Raw genomic sequence first — 20,566 nt, 5'->3', positions numbered from 1 at the left:
TTTCCGGAAAGGACGGACACATGAGCACCGCAACGGAACAGAAGAACCCCGAGGCCGGTACCGATCAGCCCACCCCGGCGGCAGACCGGCCGCGCACGGTATCGATACGCCTCTCCACCGCGCTGACGGCCCTCACGCTGACAGCCCTGCTGGTGGCGACCGTGACCCTTGCGATCCTCTACACCTCGGCCCGCACCACCATCTCCGACTCCGAAACCCGCGCGGCCGACCAGCAGCACGCCGAGAAGATCGCCTCCGACTACGCGCTCGGCGCATCCGATATCGACTATCGCGACGTCAAAGGCTGGCTCACCCGTCTGAAGGCCGGTACCGCGCCACCGCTCGCGGCCAAGTTCGACGCCACCGCGCCGCAACTGGAACAGATCCTGCTCCCCCTGCAATGGACCTCGACGGCCACCCCGCTCTCGGCGGACGTAACCTCCGAATCCGGGGGAATCTTCAAGGTCAACGCCTACCTGACCGTCAACTCCACCAGCGTGCAGAACCCCGACGGCGCGGCCACCACCGTCACCTACTCGCTGACCATCGACCGTAACTCCGGCTGGCAGATCACCGAGGTGGGCGGGCTACAGAACGCGATCCCGGCGAAGTGACCGCACCCGGCCGGCGATCTCAGCCGTCGCCTGGCAGCCGGACGATATGCGGGACACCCACCGGGTTGCTGACCCAGTGGGCGTCGAGGCCGGACGGGAAGGGTTCCAGCTCGTCCTGCACGGGGATACCGTGGGCCGCCAGATGCTCGGTCGCGCGATCGACGTCGTCGGTGAACAGTTCCAGCCAGAGATCGGCACGCGCGTAATTGTCGACCCGGTCGAGCCACAGTGTGACCGGTCCGAACCGCACAGCGGCGCTCTGGATCACGCCCTCGGCGAGGCCCTCGCCGCTGTCATCGGTGACTTCCATGCCCAGGACGTCACGGTAGAAGGCGACGGTCCGGTCGAACTGGGCCTTGGGAAGTTTCATGGCGATATTGTGTCCGCCGCGGAAGGTGGGGGTCACAGGTCCGTTCTCCTATGTCTGCTCGAGGTGGTCCCGCAGCGCGCTCAGGCGGGCGTCCCAGTTGTGCGCGAGGGCGGCGAGAAACGACTGGGCCACGGCCATGGGCCGGGTCTGCAGGTGGTACCGGATCCGGCGCCGTTCTCCGGGTTCGGCTCGGACCAGTCCGGCCTCGGCCAGCAGGCCCAGATGTTTGGTGATCGCCTGCCGCGAGATGGGCAGCCGGTCGGCCAGATCGGTCGCGGTCGCCGGGCCGTGCGCGGCGAGTTCGGCGAGCAGCGCGCGGCGCGTCGGATCCGCGAGGGCGGTGAACACCGCCTGGGCGACGACCTCGGTATCGGGAGCGTCAGGCCGCGACATCGAGGTACTCGACCAGTTCGGCCAGCTCTGTGGCCCACCCCTCGACATTGCCTTCGTACGCGCCGGCCAGGTGGTCGGGCAACTGCGCGAAACCTGTTTCGACAACCGTGAGCCGGGTGCCGGCCGGAATCCGCTCCAGCGAGAATTCCACGCGCGTCCGGCGCGGATCATCCGCCGGCAGCCCCTCGATCGCCCAGGTGAAGACGAATCTTCGCGGCGGCTCGACGATCTGGACCAGCAGAGTGTGCGGCCCGTCGTCTCCCCACCACACCCGCACGACGCCGCCTGGGCGCAGGTCTTCGATATCGGCCCGGGAACCGAACCAGCTCCCGAGGCCCTCCGGTGTGGTCAAGGCGTTCCATACCGTTTCGGGTGGGTGGTGCAGTTCGAGATCACGTTCGATGCGATCGGGAAGGGGCATGGCGACCTCCGGATATAGCAACCATCTAGTTGCTATAATTTAGCGCAACCAACCGGTTGCAACAAGCCGGGACCTGCAGGTCTCAGAAATCGTGATGCTGGCGCACGACGCCTGAAGGGGTTGAATCGTGCGCGGAGTCCGACGCGGACCTGCTCCAGCACCTCTGGCGGTAGGACGCTGCTCTGTGCGGTCAGGCTCTCTTTGGGCAGGGGCGCCAGGTCGTAGAGCGCGATCACCTCGTCGGCGTCGAGGGCACGTTCGAGGATGGTGGCCGCGACCTCCACGCACCGGGCCTGTTCCGTGGCGGCGGTGCGGTCGCGGGCGGACTGGACGAGTTGGTCGGCGGCCGCCGAGCGCGGTGGGCGGCGCGCTCACCGCGCCTCGAATGATCGTTCTCTCTGCGTCGGCCGTCCACGAGGTCGTCAACATGGAATATCGTGCCGGTCATGACCACGAGTGACTGGTTGGCCGACACCCGAACCTCTTATGACACGGTCGCGGTCAGCTATGCCGACCAAGTGCGCGGCGCCCTCGCCGGACACCAGTACCTTCGCGCGGCTCTGGCGTTGTTCGCCGACAGCGTGCGGGTCGCCGGCGGCGGGCCGGTCGCGGACGTCGGCTGCGGCCCCGGCGAAGTCACCGCCCACCTGCATGAGCTCGGCGTCGACGCCTTCGGTGTCGACCTCTCCCCCGGGATGATCGAGGTAGCCCGGCGCGACCACCCCGGCCTGCGGTTCGAGGTGGGCTCGATGACGGACCTGAACCTCCCCGTCGCTTCGGTAGCCGGCCTGCTCGCCTGGCAGTCGTTGATCCACATCCCCGACGACGAGGTGCCGACCGTGTTCGGGCACTTCCACCGAGCATTGCGTCCCGGCGGATCGCTGCAACTCCTGTTTCACGTCGGCGACGAGTCACGGGTGAAGACCGACGGCTATGGCGGTCACCCGATGAATGTCCATGTCCACCGCCGTCAGCCTGACCAGGTGGCATCCTGGCTGCGCGATGCCGGATTCGTCGTCGAGGCTCAAATGCTGCTCGACCCGGACGCGGAAGCTCAGCAAGCGATTCTTTTCGCACGCAGTAAGTCCTGACTTCTGCATATGTTGGGCTCGCCAGTCGGATCCGGAGGACAACGATCTCGGCGGTCCGCAGTTGATCGCGGTCGCTGCGGCCCAGGTGTTCGATGGCGAGGACCTGCACGCAGGCCGGACCGCGGTGCTACACACCAGCTTCGTCGACGCCGACACCCGCGGCTACCGAGCCTTCGACTACCTCATCGCCGCAGACGACGGGACCCGAATCAGCCGCGAGCCATATCGACGAAACGGGAGAGGTGCAGCTGGTGGGCGACGGTGATCGTCGCCGTCGGACCGTTACGGTGCTTGCCGAGGATCAGGTCCGCCTCACCGCCGCGCGGATCGTCACGTTCGAAGGCATCGGGGCGGTGCAGCAGGATCACCATATCCGCGTCCTGTTCCAGACTGTTGTGCAGAGCCACGCCGTTGGCTACGAAGCTGTGCGTACCTGGAACAGTGCCGTCGTAGACATCTTGTTCCCCGAGACTGCTCACTTCGACGATCCGGTCCCAGAAGACATCATTGGTCGCAAGCATCTCGATCTCGGCGTCCGCGAGCACTTCCGCCACCCGGGCCAGCCGGGCCCGACTCGGGGAGTGCTTCCACATCGTGGAGCCACAGAACCTGGAGTTCATCGCTGTTGCGAACTGACGATGCGTGATCTCCTTCGCGGCGAGGAGAGTACGAACCTTGGTCCAGACCTCCTTGGGTACCGTATCCACGTTCACATTCCGCGTCAGCGGCCCCAGCTGTTCGAGAGCAGCGCGGCCCGCGACGCCCCTGGATCCGTGTGCCCCGATATCCCGCAGGAATGTCGTCTGGTTCTCCGCACCATCGACTGTGAGGTGCCAGCAGTCGCGGTATCCCGCTTTTCGGATCGTTTTGATCCGGCCGTGTACACCCAGGCGCAACAACAGCTGTTCGAGATCGTCGATCAGCCGACGGCTCGTGGATGCGTAGTAGATACGCGCCTGATTACCGGTGGCATCCCACCGAACCGAACCATCGGTTGCCCACAGATGGCGGATGAAAAGCGCGACCTGGTCTGTGGGCAGTGCGAAAACCTTGTGGGGTATGAATTTTTCATGGCTGCGCAGCCCGAATAGGCCGAGGTCGTCCAACCACGCGGCAATTGGATTCCGCTTACCGCGAGCGAGGCGATATGGCGCGGGCAAGCGGAGAGTTGTCACCCGCGCCGCTTCGTACTCGTCCCGAACAGCGGTGATACCGAAATGCTGTGCGGCCTCGGTGACGGCTGTGAGGTTTTCCTCGTCGGTGCTCGCGTACCGGATGGGCTGCCGACGGATACAGGACCCGTCACCGATCATATGAGCCAGCATCACGATTTCGTCATCGAGCATGCGCTCGGTATGCGCCGGTTCCGGCACACTGCGGGGTACCGCGACTCGGTCATCAGTGGATAACCGTTCCAACGGTACCCAGCCGTCAACGGTCAAGAAGGGATGATTGCCGGTCGCCTCGACCACCCGCCCGGAGGCCAGCCGAACCCGGAAGACCTCCTTACGGCCGCTCGAGAACACCTTCACCATCGGTCGCGCGACCATCCGCATACGTTCGTCGAGGGACCAGACCAGCGGCTGCTCACCACTGTCCAGCAATTCACCCAGAGTCACTTCGGCGCCGTTGTCCGCTCGCAGAATCCGGGCCGTTGCCGGAAGACAACCCGATTCACGGAGGTCGGAGACCTGTGGACGCTTATCGGTTCGCTGCTCCGGACCACGGTTGAGCTGACTGATCGCCACGACGGGGACTTCTAGCTCTTTCGCGAGCAACTTCAAATGCCGGGAGAACTCCGACACTTCCTGCTGCCGTGATTCGACTTTCTTGCCGGAGGTCATCAGCTGCAGGTAGTCCACGACAACCAATTTGAGATCGTGCCGCTGCTTCAAACGCCGCGCCTTGGCCCGGATCTCCATCATCGTGAGGTTCGGGGAATCGTCCACGAACAGCGGCGCCTCACTGATCTCACTCATCCGGCGCGCGAGCTTGGTCCAATCGTCGTCGCTCATCCGCCCTGATCGCATATCCCCGAGCTTGATCTTCGCCTCCGCCGACAGCAGGCGCATGACGATCTCGGTCCGGCTCATTTCCAGCGAGAAGATCACGCTCGCCAGGCCGTTGCGAATCGAGCAGCTTCGCATGAAATCCATGCCGAGCGTCGAATTGTGGGTGGGGACCATCGACCGACCGGCCAGGTAGAGGTGGTCGGTACTACCGACCTCCACGCAACGGACCGGGACCGGATCGATCTTGCGGACATCCACGATCCGGCGCACACCCGCCCCCCGCGTCGCGGGGACCGAGTGACTCGATCCACCGTCGGCAGATCTCAGCGTATGAGCGATGTGCCCGGTCGTGTAGACGATATGCTTTGGTCCCTCGCCTACCGTTGCCCACTGGTGTTGCTCGTCGGCGACGATGACGGCGCCGTCGCTGAACTCGACCTCGTAGCACAGACGGTCCCGCATGACCTCGGTTGCCGCCACAACGGTAGTAGGACCGCCGTGTAAGTCGAGGAGCTCGTCGCCGACCCGGACCTCTCCCATGGTCGTCCAACCCGTCGGAGTGGGCAGGGGCGTATCCACTGCCAACGCCTTCCCGACACCGGGCCGGGCCGCGACGATGATCATCTGACCCGGGTGCAGGCCGTTGGTGATCTCGTCCAGTTCGGAGAAACCGGTGGGGACGCCGAGGGAGATGCCGCCGCGGGAGGCGATGGAGTCGATCTCGTCCATCGTCGGCTGCAGTAGTTCTTCGAGTGGGAGGAAGTCCTCGGAGGTGCGGCGTTCGGTGACCTCGTAGACCTCGGCCTGGGCCCGGTCGACCACCTCTGCGACATCCTGGCCGTCGGCGCCGGCGTAGCCGTACTGGACGATGCGGGTGCCCGCTTCGACGAGGCGTCGCAGGATGGCCTTCTCGGCAACGATTTCGGCGTAGTACCCGGCGTTCGCGGCCGTGGGGACCGTCTGGGTGAGGGTGACCAGATACGGGGCGCCGCCGATGCGTTTCAGTTCGCCGCTGCGGTCCAGGCCGGCGGCCACGGTGACGGGGTCGGCCGGTTCGCCGCGACCATACAGGTCCAGGATGGCGTCGTAGACGGCCTGATGGGCGGGGCGGTAGAAATCGCCCGAACGCAGCACCTCCACCACATCGGCGATGGCGTCCTTGCTGAGCAGCATGCCGCCGAGAACCGATTGTTCGGCGGCCATATCGTGCGGTGGCTGGCGCCCGAAATCCTCACCGGGCGGCTCGGGTGGGAAATCCGTGTGCCCACGGTCATCGACGACTGCCATCCGACTCGACCGTCCTCTCCTTCACGACCGGACGCACCCCTGGAGACATGGTCTACCTCGAGGGTCCGACAGGTTCACCGATACGCCGGGTGCGTCGCTGACCTGTGGTCAGACAACCCAGCTATCACCCCGAGTAAGCCGTTCCGCCATACCGCGACCAGGTGTCGCCGATGGTGCTGCGATGAACCTAAGCGAGGTTCTATCCACATGCCAAACATGGCTGGGGATAGAGCTGTGGATAACCTGTGGATAGTTCACCTCTGGTTGTGCACAACTTGTGGAGAGCCTGGGGAAAACAGAGGTCAGGCGCTCAAAAATCGCAGCTAGACCGGGATCTTTGCGATCAACACAGTGTGGATAAACAATGTATCGGCGTGTCGACAGTGTTGAACATCCGGGCGTGTTGAGTTAACGGACAGGCGAACAGATATGAGCTGGGTCACATTACGCCCGGTCGGTTTTGTGATTGATCCACAGGATCCACATCTTGTGGATAACGCGGATGCGACCGAATCGAGTGCCGGCGGCGTTTCTGCGGGCACCCGCCCCCACGAGAGATCCAGCTAATAGCCGGTTATTGGAAAAGTGGCGCAACACACCATGCCGGGGACCACTGATGTGGCCCCCGGTGTCGGGTGTGTCGCGACCGGCGTCAGCCGGCGGCCACGACCTCCAGGGCGAGCTTCGCGGCGACATCCGGATGCAGGTGCACGGTGACCTGGTGCTTACCGGTGGCCTTGATATGCGCCTTCGGCAGCTCGATGCTGCGCTTGTCGAGAACCGGGCCCCCGGCCGATTTGATCGCCGTGGCGATATCGGACTGGGTGACCGAGCCGAAGAGCTTGCCGGTGCCGGCGGTCTTCACCGACAGGGAAACTCCCTCGAGGCCCTCGATAGCCTGCTTGAGTTCGTTGGCGTGGCCCAGATCGCGCACCCGGCGGGCCTCCTGGGCCCGGCGGATACCTTCGACCTGCTTCTGCGCACCGCGGGTGGCCACGATGGCCAGCCCACGGGGCAGCAGGAAGTTGCGGCCGTAGCCGTCCTTGACCTCAACGGTGTCGCCGGGAGCGCCGAGGTTGTCCACATCGGCAGTCAGGATGAGCTTCATATGCTTGACCAGACCTTTCTCAGCGAGCCGTCGAAACGTAGGGCAGCAGCGCCATCTCACGCGAGTTCTTCACCGCGATGGCGATATCACGCTGATGCTGCACGCAGTTGCCGGTGACCCGGCGAGCGCGGATCTTGCCACGCTCACTGACGTACTTGCGCAGCAGCGGCACATCCTTGTAGTCGATATCGACGATTCCGGACTTGGCTTCCTTGCAGAATGCGCAAGCCTTCTTCTTGAGCACCTTTTCGCGCGCCGGTGCCTTGGCCATTTTCGTTCACTCCGTATTCTTGGTGACCCGTCGTAGCGGGCCTGTGCGGGCCGTATCAGAACGGCGGTTCATCATCCATCCGGCCGCCGCCCCCGAAGGAGCCGGCCGCGGGCGCGCTACCCCACGGGTCTTCCGCTGCGCCCTGTTCGGACCGTCCGCCGCCGCTGTTTCCGGCGTTGAAGTTTCCACCACCGCTGTTGGAACCGAATCCGCCACCGCCGCCACCCCGGCTGGTCTTGTTGACCTTGGCCGTGGCGTACCGCAGCGAGGGGCCGACCTCGTCGACCTCGAGCTCGACGACGGTGCGCTTCTCGCCCTCACGGGTTTCGAAGGAGCGCTGCTTGAGCCGCCCGCTCACGATCACCCGGGCACCCCTGGTCAGGCTCTCGGCGACATTCTCCGCCGCGTCGCGCCAGATATTGCAGCGCAGGAACAGCGCTTCGCCGTCTTTCCATTCATTGGTATTACGGTCGAAGATCCGCGGCGTGGAGGCCACGGTGAAGTTCGCTACCGCCGCGCCCGCGGGCGTGAATCGGAGCTCGGGGTCGGCCGTCAGATTACCGATGACCGTGATGACCGTATCGCCTGCTGCCATGGGGGTTCCTCCTGCTCGGTGTGCAGTCCGATTGCACTCGCTTGTTGCGCTAGAGCCTAGAGACAGACTCCGACGAAACCGCGGTACCGCCGGAACTACTTCTCGTTGCGCAGAACCTTGGTGCGCAGCACCTGCTCGTTGAGACCCAGCTGGCGGTCGAGTTCGCTCACCGTGGCGGGCTCGGCGGTCAGATCGACGACCGCGTAGATGCCTTCGGCCTGCTTGCTGATCTCGTAGGCGAGGCGCTTGCGGCCCCAGATATCGACCTTGTCGATTTTCCCGCCCTCGGTCTTCACAACGTTGAGCATGGTGTCCAGGGACGGCCCGACGGTGCGCTCGTCCATGCTCGGATCGAGGATGACCATCACTTCGTAATGACGCACGAACCAATCACCTCCTGTGGTCTGGTGTCGGCCACGGACGGTCCGTGGCAGGAGGTCGTCGCGTCAGCAACCGGGCAAGAGTACCCGAGCGGGTGGTTCCCGGCGAAATCGATCTCCACCACGGCGTTCACCCGGCGCGGACGGCGGCCACTAGGGTGGGCCGTATGACGATCGGAGCCGCCTCGCGCGCGTTCACGATCGGTCGCGTTTCCCGGCGGACGGCGGCGATCGGCACCGTACTGCTGTGCGGGATAACCCTGGCGGTGGCCTTTCTCAACAAGGCGCGCTGTGCGGGCGCGCCGTTTCGCGCCGATGGCCGCAGTGTCGCGTTCGACTACTTCAAGGACGCCCGGGTCTGCTACTCCGATATCCAGTTCCTGTGGCTGGGCCGCGATATCGATCAGCATATTTTTCCCTACGTCCACGGCGGCATCACCGCCGACGGCTCGCTCACGGGTGGCGCCGTCGAGTACCCGGTGCTGAGTGGTCTGCTGATGTGGCTGGGAGCCCTGGGCGCGGACAACGATGCCGTATTCCTCCTGCATTCGGCTTTGCTGCTGGCTCCGTTCGCGCTGCTGACGGCCTGGTTGCTGGCCCTGCTGTCGGGCCGCGCGGCGCTCCTGTGGGCGGTGGGCCCGCCGCTGGTGCTCTACGCCTTCCACAACTGGGAACTGCCGGTGGTGTGCACGACCGTGGCGGCCTTCGCGTTGGTCACGCTGACGCGGTTTCCGCTGCGCACCCGCGGGATGATCGCCGCGGTGCTGCTCGCCCTCGGATTCTGTTTCAAGATCTATCCGGCGATATTCGTGCTTCCGCTCATGCTCTACGTACTGACCGGCGGCGACGAGCGCAACAGTCCCGGCCGCCACCGGGCTCCGGATACCAGGGGCGCGCTCTACACCGGCGCCGCCGCACTGGCCACCGTGGTGGCGGTGAACCTGCCGTTCGCGCTGGCCGGGTTCGACGGGTGGCGGGCCTCCATCGAGTTCCAGCAACAGCGCGAAGCCGATATCACCACGAACTCGATCTGGTTCTGGGGTCTGCGGCCGCTGTTCGGCACCGACGCGGTGGGTACCGACGCGTTCGCCGATACCGTCTCGATCGCCTCACCGGTATTGATCGTCGCGTCGTTCGCCGTCGCGCTGGTGGTGGGATGGCGGCGCTATACGGAATCCGGCATCTTTCCCTGGATCGGGGTCAGCGGCGCCATGCTGTGCGGTTTCCTCGTTTTCCACAAGGTGCACTCGCCGCAGTACACGCTGTGGCTGGTGCCGTTCCTGGCCGTGCTCGCCGTGCCGTGGCCGGTGGTGTGGAGCTATCTGGTCGCCGATATCGCGATCGGGGTGGGCGTTTTCCGTTACTTCTACTCGATGGGTACCGGGCATTCGGTCGAACTCATGGAGGCCGTGGTGCGCTTCGGGGTGTGGGGGCGGGCGACGCTGTTGATACTGCTGTTCTCGGTGTTCCTGAAGGTGCCGCTGCGGCTGCCGCCGGCACGCGATCCCACCCCGGGGACGGGCGAACCGGCCGGCGCGGACGCGGCGGCCACGCCGGTGAATCGGTTCCAATAAAACTAGAACGTGTTACATTCAAGGTATGGCACCTGTCGGGTTCGCATGGGCCGCCTGCCCCTACCAGCGGTAAGCGGCATATTCGAGCACGAGGGGTGACAGCGGCCGGATCAGCCGCCGCGCGGCAATTATGTAACTTGTTCCAGGCATAGGGAGACCAGCACCGCCATGCGTACCGATATCTGCGACCGGCTGGGGATCGAGTTCCCCATCTTCGCCTTCACCCACTGCCGCGATGTGGCGGCCGCGGTCAGCAACGCCGGCGGACTCGGCGTCCTCGGCGCGGTCGGCTTCACCGCCGAACAGCTCGAGGTCGAACTCGCCTGGCTCGACGAACACGTGGGCGACAACCCCTACGGTGTCGACCTTGTCATCCCCTCCAAGTACGAGGGCAAGGGCATCGACGGGCTCTCCCCCGAACAGCTCGAGGCCGAGCTCGCCAAGCACGTCCCCGAAGGCCACCGCGAGTTCGCCGAGAAAATCCTCGCCGACCACGGGGTACCGAAGCTGCCCGAAGAGGAAGTCCACCCGCAGCTGCTGGGCTGGACGGCCACCACGGCCGGCCCGCAGGTCGACGTCATCCTGAAGCACCCGAAGGCGAAACTGGTCGCCAACGCGCTGGGCACCCCGCCGCCGGAGTTCGTCTCGAAGATCCAGGAATCCGGCCGGCTCATCGGCGCGCTCTGCGGCTCGGTCAAACACGCCCTGAACCACAAGAACGCCGGCCTGGACTTCGTGGTCTGCCAGGGCACCGAAGGCGGCGGCCACTGCGGCGAGGTCTCCTCCCTGGTGCTGTGGCCGCAGGTCATCGACGCGGTCGGCGACCTCCCGGTGCTGGCCGCGGGTGGTATCGGCGACGGCCGCCAGGTCGCCGCCGCGATGGCGATGGGCGCCGCGGGCGCGTGGACCGGCTCCATCTGGCTCACCGTGGAAGAGGCCAATGTGCCGCCCGCGCAGATGAGCACCTACATCGACGCCACCAGCCACGACACCATCCGCTCCCGCGCCTGGACCGGTAAACCGGCCCGCATGCTGCGCAACGACTGGACCGACGCCTGGGAATCGGCGGATACGCCCGACCCGCTGCCCATGCCGCTGCAGATGATGGTGGCGCTGGACGGTGTGAAGCGCGGCCACCGGTACCCGGAAGCGGCCAAGGACGTCAACTTCAACCCGGTGGGCCAGGTGGTCGGGATGATGAACAAGATGGAGCGGTCCGGCGATGTCGTCAACCGGCTCATCGAGGAGTACGTCGCCGCCTGCGAGCGTCTGAACAAGCTGAACGGGCAGTAATTTTAGAGCGGCTCCGCCGCTCGAGGTTCGGCCCTCCTGGGCGTCGGCTGTCAGCGCTCGAGACTTGTGGCTTCGCCACGTGCGCTTCGAGCACTGACAGCCGACGCGGGCCGAACCGGGATCTCACTGGGGGGTCGGGGTGGGAGTGGGGTGGTTTTGTGGGGAGGGTGACTGGGGGTCGGCCATCTATCGGTGCCGGGTGGGTCAGGGGGTCGGCTGGGGATCGCGGGTGGCTGTTTCTGGGGTTGTGGGGACGAAATCCCGGCTGCGGATGAGGATGACGGCGCAGAGCGCTCCGGCGAGGGCGACGAGACCGCCGACGACGAGCAGTGAGTCGAGAGCGTCGGCGAATGCGGTGTGAATCGCCTGGCCGGTGCGGATGCGGTCGGCCGGCGACAGCTGTGACAGCAACTCCGGTGCGCGGCCGTCGGGTACGGCTTCGGCGAGTTCACGCGGTCGGACGGCGAGATCCGGTCGATCGATGAGGGCCTCGGCGAGAGCGGAGTGCAGCCGGGCCGTGAACAGGCTGCCGTACACGGCGATGCCCACCGCGATACCGACCTGCCGGCAGGTGTTGTTGGCGCCGGAGGCCATTCCGGAGCGTTGGACGGGAACTACGCCGACGGCGGTCGACGCCAGCGGAGGGTTGACCAGACCGCTGCCGATTCCGGCGATCACCATCCCGGGAATCAGGTGCGTCCAGGACGAATCCGAGCTCGATCCGCTCATCAGGAACAGTCCCCCGCCCACCAGCAGCAGGCCGGGCCCGATGAGTGCGCGCACCGGCACCCGGTCGGACAACCGCCCGGAAATGGTGGCGACGATCATGGTGCACCCGGACACCAGCAGCAGCCGGACGCCGGTCTGCAATGCCGAAAAACCCTGATCCTGCTGGAGATACAGCACCAAATAGAGCAGCATGGCGAACAGTGAGCCGTTCATCGCGAACGCGGCGACGGAACCGCCGAGGAAGGTCGGCGTCCGCAACAGCGACAGTTCGAACATCGGCTCGGCCACCATCGCCTCGACCACCACGAAGGCGATGAGCATGACCACGGCCAGCGCGAACGATCCGAGGACGACCGGATCGTGCCAGCCGCGGTCACCCGCCTCGATGAAGCCGTAGACGAGCGCGAGCAGTCCGATTGTGAAGGTGGCGACGCCACTCCGGTCGATCCGCCGGCTGTGGGGGGCTCGCGATTCCGAGACCGCGCGGACGGTGATCAACAGCGCCAGCAGCCCGATCGGGAGATTGACCAGGAAGATGCCGCGCCAGCCGAGCGACGTGGTGATCACGCCTCCGAGAATCGGGCCGACGGCGGTAGCGATACCCGTGACGGCGCCCCAGGCACCGAACGCCGTTCCGCGGTCCCGGCCGTGGTAGGTCGCCGCGAGCAGGGCCAGCGAGGTGGCGAACAGAATCGCGCCACCGGCTCCCTGAACGGCCCGCGACCAGACCAGCACAGCCGGTCCGGTGGCCAGGCCGCACAGCAATGATCCGAGTGTGAACACCACCAGGCCGACGGCGAAGGCCCGTTTTCGGCCGAACCGGTCGGCCAGCGATCCGGCGGTCAACAGCAGTGACGCCAACGCGAGCGCATAGGCGTCGGTGACCCACTGCAGTCCCGAGAAGCTCGCACCGAGCGAGAGCTGGATATCGGGTAACGCGACGACGACGATGGTGACGTCCAGCAGCAGCATGAAGGTGGCCGCGCAGACCACGGCGAGTGTCCACCATTTCCTGTCCACAGTGGTGATGCCTTTCTTTCCGGATTGCACCCGACAGCCCTGCGGCCGCCGTGTTCCGCCGGCCAGTGTGCGAGGCAACGCTGGACGAAGTCCTCTGTAGCGCGGTTCGCCATAGAATTCCGGTTGTGCCCGACACTGGTATGGACAGATCCACTCCCCTGGATCGGCTGGATGAACAGATCGCTCATGCCATCCAACTGTCGCCGCGAGTGCCCTTCAGCGTGATGGCCGAGATCTTGGATGTCACCGAGCAGACGGTGGCCAGGCGCTACCGCCGCCTGCGGCGAGAGGGGCTGCTCCGGGTGACGCTGAGCCTGGACCCCCGGGCCTTAGGAGTACGGGTCTGGTCGATCAGGGTGCAGTGCCGTCCCGAGGGCTCCGACGCGATCGCCGAAGCGCTGGGGCGCCGCGACGACGTCGCCTGGGTGTCGGTCTGTTCCGGGGGGTGGGAGGTCGCGTTCAATCTCCGGGCGGTCCGGGAGGCCGACACCGAAGAGCTGCTCACGAAACTGTTGCCGAAGGCAGCCCCGGTACTCGGAGTGTCACCGGCGGCGATATTGCATACCTTCGTGGGCGGGGCGTCGACGGACTGGTCGGACTGGGCGCATGCGTTGAACCAGGGACAGATACAAGCGCTGCGGGGTCACGCTGTCGGCGAACACCCCACATCGGCCGAACCGGTGGATCTCACCGCCGGAGACCGGATGCTGTTGGACGCGCTGTCCCGCGACGGCCGGACACCGTACGCGACCCTGGCGCGGGCGTTCGGCAGCACACCGGGCCGGATCACTCGTCGCGTCGAGGCGCTGGTGCACGCGGGCGTCGCCTACTTCGATGTGGATATCTCACCGGCGGCAACCGGTCTGCATTCGATGACCACGGTGTGGCTCACCGTCACTCCCCGCCATCTGGAAGAGGTCGGCGCGGCCCTGGCCGCGCACCCGAACGTGCCGTTCGCGGCGGCGGTGACCGGGCGCGCCAATATCACCGCCAGTCTGGTGACGAACGGGCTCGACGAGGTGTACGGCTTCGTCACCACCGCGCTGGCCGCGATGCCGGGGATCACCGGATACGAGCTGGTGCCGCTGACCCGCCGCATCAAATACGCGGGCGCGCAGGTGATCGGCGATCGCCTCGCGCCGCCGACTGCCTCCAGCGGGCGGCGCCGGCCTTCGGCGACTTCGTGACGCTCGGCAGCTAGGCGGTGGCGGCGTGGATTTCTTCGGCGGGGGCCGTGGCGCCGAGGATTTCCTCGAAGCGGGCTATGACCTTGTTGTGGTAGAGGCCGAAGAGGTCCTCGAAGAGGGCCAGTTGCGCGGTGGTGGGGCCGGAGGAGGATTCCCAGACCGCGATCAGGGCGCGCCAGACCAGGACGTGGAGGTCGGCGGCGCCGGCGAAATACGCCTCTACGGCTTCCGGGACCTCGAGGACCATTTCGCCGATGGAGTTCAGGATGGCGCGCTGCATACTCGATTCGAGTAGCACGAGCAGGCGGCGGACCACGCCGATCTCGATGGCGAGGATGCGGCGGTGATCGGGGACGTCGAGGCGGGCCAGGGTTTCCAGGGTGTCGATCTCGGCCTTGAGTTCGGTGAGGTCGACACCGCCCGGGGATCCGTGGGCCGTACCGGTGTAGGCGAGCAGCGCGTCCATGACGATTCCGCGCTCCACCTCGACGATATCGCGGAACATCTCGATCGCGACGTCGGGCATCGGGATGGAGAACCGGAACAGGTGCCGGTAGACGTCCAGACCGCCGGCGGCGCGGACCTCGCGGATGGTGAAACCCTTACCGCGGCGCGCTTCGACGAATCCGTAGGATTCCAGCCGGCCGAGGGTGAGCTGCGCGGTGGCGCGATTCATCTCGAACTCTTCGGCGACCTGGCGAACCGAGGGCATCAGTTCACCCGGCTGGTATTCCCCCGCGGCGACCCGCCGTGCCAGTTCGTCGGCGACGTCGGCGACCACCGTACGGGACCCCATGGATACACCTTTCTCGGCATCTGATACGTCCCAGACAGTCTATGCGCAAATATGCCAGACTGCACAGGAGAACAGGCAAAACGCTTTCTGGGGATGAGGGATGAGCAGTCGACGGGATCCGGGTGCGCCGCCGGTGCGCCGCGCGCTGCGCAGCGCCAAACTCGTGGCGCTGCCGGTCGCCTATGCCGGCCGGCAGGCCGCGGGCGCGGGACGGCGGGCGCTCGGCCGCTCCGCGCAGGAGGTGAACCGCGATATCCAGACCCGCACCGCCGAGCATATGTTCGCGGTACTGGGCGAATTGAAGGGCTGCGCGGCCAAACTCGGGCAGTTGCTGGCCGTCTATCAGCTGGCGCTGCCCAGGGAACTCGCCGCCCCGTATCAGGTGGCGCTGTCGCGCCTGCAGGATTCGGCGCCGGTGATGCTGCCCGCGTCCGTGCACGGGGTGATGGCGGCGAGTCTGGGGCAGGGCTGGCGCGACCTCTTCCGTGAGTTCGACGATCGGCGCGCGGCGGCGGCGTCGATCGGCCAGGTGCATCGCGGCGTCTGGCACGACGGGCGTCCGGTCGCGGTGAAGGTGATGTATCCCGGAGCCCGGGAGGCGGTGGAGTCGGATCTGCTGCAGTTGCGCCGCATTTCGACCCTGGCGTCGGTGTTCCTGCCGGGCGCGGATGTGAAGACGATCACCGACGCGCTGTGTGAGAGCGTGCGCGCGGAATTGGACTACGCCGCCGAGGCCGACAATCAGCGGGCCTTCGCCGCCACCTACGCCGACAGCGCCGAGTTCCGGGTTCCGGAGGTGCTGGTTCAGCGCGGGGATGTGCTGGTGTCGGAATGGCTGGACGGGATTCCGGCGACGCGGATCATCCGGTCGGGCACCCGGGAACAGCGGGACCGGCTCGGCACCTTGATGATGCGGTTCGTGCTGACCGGCTGGGACCGGCACCGGCTGCTCTACTGCGATCCGCATCCGGGCAACCTGTGGCTGCTCCCCGACGGCCGGCTGGGGGTCGCCGATTTCGGCGCCTGCGCACCGTGGCCGCATCCGGATTTCACGGATCTGACCGTGGATCTGTGCGACGCGATCTTCAACGGCGGCCCGGCCGCGCTGGAAACGGCCGTGCGCACCCATGGATTCGCCCAGCCCGGGCGGCCGTTCGACGCGGGCGCGCTCGAGGTGGCGCTGTCGGCGTGCGGGGAGCCGGTGCGTCACGACCGTTTCCGGATCACGACACCGTGGCTGCGTAAACAGGTTCTGCGCATCACGAGTCCGCGATTGACGAATGTGATGCGCGAGCTGACACTGCCCGCGGATTGCACCCCCTTCGCACGCGCGGGCCTGACCCTGGTGGGCACCTTGAGCCAGCTCGAATGCGAATGTGATTTCGGTGCGGAACTGGAGCGCGCGGTCCCGGAACTCGCCGAGGTGTTCACGGCGATGCGGCAGGGCGTGGTGGCCCGCTGACGGCGGCGGCCGGGGCACTCCCGGCCGCACCGTCTGGGACATTTTACGGCGAGATGCCTTGATTAAAGGAAATAATGTCCTTTTTATCCATCGAGGCCGTCAGTACCCCCACCACTCCCGCCACGCTGGTAGCAACTCGCGCGCGAAGGCCGTATAGCCCGCGGCGCCGGGATGGGCGCCGTCACCCGCCCGGACCTCGTCGGCCCATACGGTCTCCCCGGCCAGCAGCCGGAGGCTCCGGGCGTACGGCACACCGAATTCGGCGCAGACCTCGGCGAAGCGCGTATCCAGCTCGGCGATCCGCCGGTTGTGCGCCGCGTCGTCCACCGGCGGTGGGCCCACCATCAGAACCTGCCATGCCCGCACCCGCGCGGTGTCCAGCAGGGCGGCCAGATTCGCGGCCGCGTCCGCCGCGGCCACCCGGGGCGCGCCGCCGAGCAGCACCGTGTCGTTCACACCGAACGAGAACACCACCCGGCATTCGGCCCCGGCCGGTAACCGCGCCTCGCATTCGGATACCCAGCGTCCGGCGATATCGCTGGAGGTGTTCCCGCGAATCCCCAGGTTGTACGCGGTCAACGCCAGACCGGCGGTCCCGGCGTGCGCGGTCAGCCGGCCGCTCCACCCGAGGGCTTCGGGATCTCCCACCCCGGCCACGAAGGAATCCCCCACGAAACAGATACGCCGATCATCACTCACCCACGCATTCTGGCAGCGTGTTGGTGTGTATCGTCCGGCTCGGCCTCCTGCATACTCACGACCTGGTGCCCGCGGGCGGTCGCACAGCTTCACCTCGATCCGAAAGTACCGATACGACATGCGAGTCGATGGGCGGGAGATCCCGGTCACGGGCAGCCTGCTACAGCCGCTCACCCGGCGGACCAGCGATATTCTCCGTGTCGTCTTCGCGTCCATCGGCGTCGCCGTCGTCATCGCCGGATCTCTCATCACCCGCCCGGAATGGCTGGCGCTGGAGCGGTCGGTCTCCAATATCGTCGGCTTCCTCAACCCCGACCAATCCAATCTGGTCTACCTGCTCTACGGGATCGTCATCCTGATCCTGCCGTTCGCGATCCTGGTGGAATTGGTCTGGGGCGGACATTGGAAACTGCTCGCCGGGTACGCCACCGCCGGCCTGGTGGCGGGGATTCTGCTGTCCATCACACCGAGCGGTCTCTCGGCTCCGCAGTGGCACCTGCAGGTGCCGGAGAACCTGGCCGATAAGACCTTCCTGCAGCAGTTCCTCGACGATCCACGCTGGATCGCGATGCTGGCCGCCGTGCTCACGGTATCGAGTCCGTGGCTGCCGGTGCGGGCGCGGAGATGGCTGTGGGTGCTGATACTCGCGTTCGCGCCGATGCATCTGGTGGTGAGCACCGTCGTACCGGCCCGCGCGATGTTCGGGCTGGTGGTCGGCTGGCTGGTGGGGGCGGTGATCGTACTGCTGGTCGGGACCCCCGCGCTGGAGGTACCGCTGGACGCCGCGGTCCGCCAGCTGGCCCGGCGCGGCTACACGGTCAACCGTCTCACCGTCGTCCGGCCCGCCGGGCCCGGAGCGCTGATGCTCTCGGCCACCGTGGCCGAGCGGGAGCGGGCGCTGGTGGTCGAGCTGTACGGCAAGAACCAGCGCACCCAGAGCGCGGTCCGCCAGCTGTGGCGCTGGCTGACCTTCCGGTCCAGCGAGACGGCCCCGCTGCACGGTTCGATGCATCGCGCGGTCGAACATCGCGCGCTGATGGCCATCGCGCTGGGCGATCTGGGGGTGGCCGCGCATCGGCCGGTGACGGTGGCGGGCCTGCCGCGCGGCTGGATGCTCTACGCGCACACCCTGCCCACCGGGCGTTCGATCGAACAGGACCCCACCGATACCGCCGCGCTCGACGCGGTCTGGCAGGCGCTGACGGTGCTGCGGGAACGCGGAATCGCGCACGGTGAACTGCGGCCCGCGGAGATCCGGGTCTGCGCCGACGGCAAGGCCGCGTTCGGCGGCTTCACCTCCGCCGAACTATGCGCCTCCGACGCCCAGCTGCAGTCCGATATCGCCCAGCTGCTGGTCTCGATGACCGCGGTGTTCGGCCGGGAGGCGGCGGTGCGCTCGGCGATCGAGGCGCTCGGCGAGGAGACGGTACTCACCGCGTCGCGCCGGTTGACCCGGTTCGCCATGCCGCGGGGAATCCGCGCGTCCATTCCGGACTGGAAATCGGTGGTGGGCGCCGCACGCGACGAGGTGCGCACCCAGACCGGCCAGGACCGCATCGAGGCCGAGCAGATCACCCGGTTCAGCCGTAAGAGCCTCATCCAGCTGGTGCTGCTCATCGCCCTGGTCTATGTGGCCTACCCGTTCATCAGCGCGGTGCCGACGTTCTTCACCCAGCTGCGAGAGGCCAACTGGTGGTGGGCGCTGGCCGGGCTGGCGCTGTCCACGCTGACCTACGTGGGTACCGCCGCCGCTCTGTGGGCCTGCGCGTCGGGGCTGGTGAAGTACTGGCCGCTGGTGCTGATGCAGATCGCGAACACCTTCGCCGCCACCACCACCCCGGCGCGGGTGGGCGGGCTGGCGCTGAGTGTGCGATTCCTGCAGAAGGGCGGGGTGGGGGCCGTGCGCGCCACCGCCGCCGTGGCGCTGCAGCAGGGCGTCCAGGTGTGTACGCATCTGGGGCTGCTGGTCTTGTTCAGCGTGGCCGCCGGAACCTCGACCGACCTCTCGCATTTCGTGCCCTCGCCCACGGTGCTGTATCTGATCGCGGGCGTCGGGGTCGGGATCATCGGCACCTTCATGTTCGTGCCGAAGCTGCGGCGCTGGCTGAACAATTCGGTGATCCCGCAGGTGCAGGAGGTCATCGGGGAACTCGCCGTCCTGGCGCGCGACCCGAAGCGCTGCGCGGTGATCGTGCTCGGCTGCGCCGCGCTCACCCTGGGCCAGGCGCTGGCGCTGTGGGCGAGCGTGCAGGCCTTCGGCGGCGGGACGACGTTCGTCACCGTCACGATCGTGACCATGATCGGCGGCACCCTCGCCTCGGCCGCGCCGACCCCCGGTGGCGTCGGCGCGGTGGAGGCCGCGTTGATCGGTGGTCTGGCCGCGTTCGGCCTGCCGGCCGAGGTGGCGGTGCCCTCGGTGCTGCTCTACCGGGTGCTCACCTGCTGGATCCCGGTGTTCTGCGGTTGGCAGGTCATGCGCTGGATGACCGAGAAGAACATGATCTGAAACATGGCGCCGCCTTCGGCGGCGCGGGTTCGGCGATCAGGCCAGGATGTCGAAGGCGTCGTTGGTGGTGCGGAGGCCCGCGCTGACCTGGGCGATGTTGGCGAGGGAGGCGGTGTGGATCTGGGGGTCGGCGGCGGCTACGCAGTCGGCGACGGTGTAGACGGTGAAGCCGAGATCGGTGCCGTGGCGGGCGGTCTGCTCGACGGTGAGGTTGGTGGCGACACCGGTCAGGAACAGGGTGTCGATATCGTTCTCGGCCAGCCAGCGGGGCAGATCGTTACCGGCCAGGCCCGACAGTTTCTGGTTGTCGACGATCCGGTCGGCCTGATCGGCGATCTCGTCGATCAGCCGGCTGCCCGGTGCGTCGGGCCGGAAATCCTGCTGGGCCGCACCCACCGATTGCATGAATCCGGTGTTGCGGACCAGCCGGCCCTCGCCCTCGGGCACGGTGAAACGAGTGCAGATGATCGGCAGTCCCAGTTCGGCCGCGAGTTTGTGGAATTCCGCGGCGCGCGGAACCGCTCCGCTGGCGGCCACCGGCTCGGCCAGCATGGGCCCGAAGAAGCCTTCCGGCCGAATGACGTTGACCTGCCAGTGCAGGGCGAGAACAGCAGCATGGTGATCCGACATGGCGTAGATAATCGACCATCGATGGCCGAGTCGCACGACTCTGCGCAATAAGTCCTGGCCAGCGGGCGCGGCGAGGTGGCCGCCCGGGTCCGGATCCGAACCGGCGGAGGGCATTCTCCGCCGGTTCG

19 protein-coding genes are annotated in these 20,566 nt (G+C 66.8%); 7 read left to right on the top strand and 12 right to left on the bottom strand.

What is annotated here, in order from left to right; all coding sequences use genetic code 11:
- Window positions 1–20 precede the first annotated feature (20 nt).
- On the top strand, window positions 21–614 hold the full coding sequence (locus ACZ6SF_RS09690) for a hypothetical protein (protein WP_466061628.1): 594 nt from the start codon (window positions 21–23) through the stop codon (window positions 612–614).
- Between the two features lie 19 nt (window positions 615–633).
- Here ACZ6SF_RS09690 and ACZ6SF_RS09685 read toward each other — a convergent pair whose 3' ends face one another.
- The 3 genes from ACZ6SF_RS09685 to ACZ6SF_RS09675 are packed head-to-tail and all read right to left on the bottom strand — an operon-like array spanning window position 634 to window position 1,798.
- Complete coding sequence (locus ACZ6SF_RS09685; RefSeq protein ID WP_466061627.1) at window positions 634–984, bottom strand: VOC family protein; 351 nt, start codon at window positions 982–984, stop codon at window positions 634–636.
- A gap of 48 nt (window positions 985–1,032) precedes the next feature.
- Window positions 1,033–1,377 (bottom strand): ArsR/SmtB family transcription factor, encoded by a 345-nt coding sequence (locus ACZ6SF_RS09680; protein ID WP_466061626.1) that lies wholly within the window; start codon window positions 1,375–1,377, stop codon window positions 1,033–1,035.
- Window positions 1,364–1,798, bottom strand: coding sequence for an SRPBCC domain-containing protein (locus ACZ6SF_RS09675; RefSeq protein WP_466061625.1), 435 nt, complete (start codon window positions 1,796–1,798; stop codon window positions 1,364–1,366). Before ACZ6SF_RS09675 ends, ACZ6SF_RS09680 begins: the two co-directional genes overlap by 14 nt.
- Window positions 1,799–2,244: 446 nt before the next feature.
- On the opposite strand from ACZ6SF_RS09675, the gene ACZ6SF_RS09670 reads away from it, so the two are divergent.
- Entirely contained in the window at window positions 2,245–2,889 is a 645-nt protein-coding gene (locus ACZ6SF_RS09670) for a class I SAM-dependent DNA methyltransferase (RefSeq protein WP_466061624.1), read from the top strand.
- A 209-nt stretch (window positions 2,890–3,098) separates the two neighbouring features.
- On the opposite strand, the gene ACZ6SF_RS09665 is transcribed toward ACZ6SF_RS09670, so the two are convergent.
- From ACZ6SF_RS09665 to rpsF, 5 genes are all read right to left on the bottom strand, one after another.
- Window positions 3,099–6,188, bottom strand: coding sequence for a replicative DNA helicase (locus ACZ6SF_RS09665; RefSeq protein ID WP_466061623.1), 3,090 nt, complete (start codon window positions 6,186–6,188; stop codon window positions 3,099–3,101).
- Between the two features lie 652 nt (window positions 6,189–6,840).
- Window positions 6,841–7,296, bottom strand: a complete 456-nt coding sequence (gene rplI / locus ACZ6SF_RS09660; RefSeq protein WP_450003124.1) for a 50S ribosomal protein L9 — start codon at window positions 7,294–7,296, stop codon at window positions 6,841–6,843.
- 19 nt (window positions 7,297–7,315) lie between these two features.
- Window positions 7,316–7,567, bottom strand: a complete 252-nt coding sequence (gene rpsR / locus ACZ6SF_RS09655; RefSeq protein ID WP_039827427.1) for a 30S ribosomal protein S18 — start codon at window positions 7,565–7,567, stop codon at window positions 7,316–7,318.
- A gap of 55 nt (window positions 7,568–7,622) precedes the next feature.
- Window positions 7,623–8,162, bottom strand: a complete 540-nt coding sequence (locus ACZ6SF_RS09650; RefSeq protein ID WP_450003121.1) for a single-stranded DNA-binding protein — start codon at window positions 8,160–8,162, stop codon at window positions 7,623–7,625.
- A gap of 95 nt (window positions 8,163–8,257) precedes the next feature.
- Window positions 8,258–8,545: a 30S ribosomal protein S6 gene (rpsF, locus tag ACZ6SF_RS09645; RefSeq protein WP_450003120.1), complete on the bottom strand. Its 288-nt coding sequence runs from the start codon at window positions 8,543–8,545 to the stop codon at window positions 8,258–8,260.
- 164 nt (window positions 8,546–8,709) lie between these two features.
- Between rpsF and ACZ6SF_RS09640 the strand changes: the two genes are divergently transcribed.
- Together ACZ6SF_RS09640 and ACZ6SF_RS09635 are read left to right on the top strand one after the other, a co-directional pair.
- Window positions 8,710–10,116, top strand: a complete 1,407-nt coding sequence (locus ACZ6SF_RS09640; RefSeq protein WP_466061622.1) for a hypothetical protein — start codon at window positions 8,710–8,712, stop codon at window positions 10,114–10,116.
- A 168-nt stretch (window positions 10,117–10,284) separates the two neighbouring features.
- The gene (locus ACZ6SF_RS09635) at window positions 10,285–11,409 is read left to right on the top strand and encodes an NAD(P)H-dependent flavin oxidoreductase (RefSeq protein WP_466061621.1); all 1,125 of its coding nucleotides are present in this window, start codon (window positions 10,285–10,287) and stop codon (window positions 11,407–11,409) included.
- Between the two features lie 204 nt (window positions 11,410–11,613).
- On the opposite strand, the gene ACZ6SF_RS09630 is transcribed toward ACZ6SF_RS09635, so the two are convergent.
- Window positions 11,614–13,158, bottom strand: a complete 1,545-nt coding sequence (locus ACZ6SF_RS09630; protein ID WP_466061620.1) for an MFS transporter — start codon at window positions 13,156–13,158, stop codon at window positions 11,614–11,616.
- Window positions 13,159–13,283: 125 nt separating this feature from the next.
- Between ACZ6SF_RS09630 and ACZ6SF_RS09625 the strand changes: the two genes are divergently transcribed.
- Complete coding sequence (locus ACZ6SF_RS09625; protein ID WP_466061619.1) at window positions 13,284–14,345, top strand: AsnC family transcriptional regulator; 1,062 nt, start codon at window positions 13,284–13,286, stop codon at window positions 14,343–14,345.
- 10 nt (window positions 14,346–14,355) lie between these two features.
- Here the strand turns inward: ACZ6SF_RS09625 and ACZ6SF_RS09620 are convergent, their stop codons facing one another.
- Entirely contained in the window at window positions 14,356–15,141 is a 786-nt protein-coding gene (locus ACZ6SF_RS09620; RefSeq protein ID WP_466061618.1) for a GntR family transcriptional regulator, read from the bottom strand.
- A 100-nt stretch (window positions 15,142–15,241) separates the two neighbouring features.
- Here ACZ6SF_RS09620 and ACZ6SF_RS09615 point away from each other — a divergent pair, with 100 nt between their 5' ends.
- Complete coding sequence (locus ACZ6SF_RS09615) at window positions 15,242–16,603, top strand: ABC1 kinase family protein (protein WP_466061617.1); 1,362 nt, start codon at window positions 15,242–15,244, stop codon at window positions 16,601–16,603.
- Between the two features lie 99 nt (window positions 16,604–16,702).
- Here ACZ6SF_RS09615 and ACZ6SF_RS09610 read toward each other — a convergent pair whose 3' ends face one another.
- Window positions 16,703–17,302, bottom strand: a complete 600-nt coding sequence (locus tag ACZ6SF_RS09610) for a DUF459 domain-containing protein (protein WP_466061616.1) — start codon at window positions 17,300–17,302, stop codon at window positions 16,703–16,705.
- A gap of 118 nt (window positions 17,303–17,420) precedes the next feature.
- Here ACZ6SF_RS09610 and ACZ6SF_RS09605 point away from each other — a divergent pair, with 118 nt between their 5' ends.
- The gene (locus ACZ6SF_RS09605; protein ID WP_466061615.1) at window positions 17,421–19,808 is read left to right on the top strand and encodes a lysylphosphatidylglycerol synthase transmembrane domain-containing protein; all 2,388 of its coding nucleotides are present in this window, start codon (window positions 17,421–17,423) and stop codon (window positions 19,806–19,808) included.
- A 36-nt stretch (window positions 19,809–19,844) separates the two neighbouring features.
- On the opposite strand, the gene ACZ6SF_RS09600 is transcribed toward ACZ6SF_RS09605, so the two are convergent.
- Window positions 19,845–20,438, bottom strand: coding sequence for a cysteine hydrolase family protein (locus ACZ6SF_RS09600; RefSeq protein WP_466061614.1), 594 nt, complete (start codon window positions 20,436–20,438; stop codon window positions 19,845–19,847).
- Between the last annotated feature and the right edge of the window lie 128 nt (window positions 20,439–20,566).

This window comes from Nocardia sp. NPDC049935, assembly GCF_055586645.1.
Note: the sequence above shows the minus strand (reverse complement) of the source record. Positions and strands in the feature narration are given on the sequence as shown.

Bases quoted from the DNA above. Each gene is read 5' to 3' on its own strand.
- rplI (WP_450003124.1), bottom strand. From the start codon at position 7,296: ATGAAGCTCATCCTGACTGCCGATGTGGACAACCTCGGCGCTCCCGGC.
- ACZ6SF_RS09680 (WP_466061626.1), bottom strand. From the start codon at position 1,377: ATGTCGCGGCCTGACGCTCCCGATACCGAGGTCGTCGCCCAGGCGGTG.
- ACZ6SF_RS09650 (WP_450003121.1), bottom strand. From the start codon at position 8,162: ATGGCAGCAGGCGATACGGTCATCACGGTCATCGGTAATCTGACGGCC.
- ACZ6SF_RS09670 (WP_466061624.1), top strand. From the start codon at position 2,245: ATGACCACGAGTGACTGGTTGGCCGACACCCGAACCTCTTATGACACG.
- ACZ6SF_RS09690 (WP_466061628.1), top strand. From the start codon at position 21: ATGAGCACCGCAACGGAACAGAAGAACCCCGAGGCCGGTACCGATCAG.
- ACZ6SF_RS09600 (WP_466061614.1), bottom strand. From the start codon at position 20,438: ATGTCGGATCACCATGCTGCTGTTCTCGCCCTGCACTGGCAGGTCAAC.
- ACZ6SF_RS09640 (WP_466061622.1), top strand. From the start codon at position 8,710: ATGACGATCGGAGCCGCCTCGCGCGCGTTCACGATCGGTCGCGTTTCC.
- ACZ6SF_RS09605 (WP_466061615.1), top strand. From the start codon at position 17,421: ATGCGAGTCGATGGGCGGGAGATCCCGGTCACGGGCAGCCTGCTACAG.
- ACZ6SF_RS09620 (WP_466061618.1), bottom strand. From the start codon at position 15,141: ATGGGGTCCCGTACGGTGGTCGCCGACGTCGCCGACGAACTGGCACGG.
- ACZ6SF_RS09685 (WP_466061627.1), bottom strand. From the start codon at position 984: ATGAAACTTCCCAAGGCCCAGTTCGACCGGACCGTCGCCTTCTACCGT.
- ACZ6SF_RS09635 (WP_466061621.1), top strand. From the start codon at position 10,285: ATGCGTACCGATATCTGCGACCGGCTGGGGATCGAGTTCCCCATCTTC.
- ACZ6SF_RS09665 (WP_466061623.1), bottom strand. From the start codon at position 6,188: ATGGCAGTCGTCGATGACCGTGGGCACACGGATTTCCCACCCGAGCCG.
- ACZ6SF_RS09615 (WP_466061617.1), top strand. From the start codon at position 15,242: ATGAGCAGTCGACGGGATCCGGGTGCGCCGCCGGTGCGCCGCGCGCTG.
- rpsR (WP_039827427.1), bottom strand. From the start codon at position 7,567: ATGGCCAAGGCACCGGCGCGCGAAAAGGTGCTCAAGAAGAAGGCTTGC.
- ACZ6SF_RS09675 (WP_466061625.1), bottom strand. From the start codon at position 1,798: ATGCCCCTTCCCGATCGCATCGAACGTGATCTCGAACTGCACCACCCA.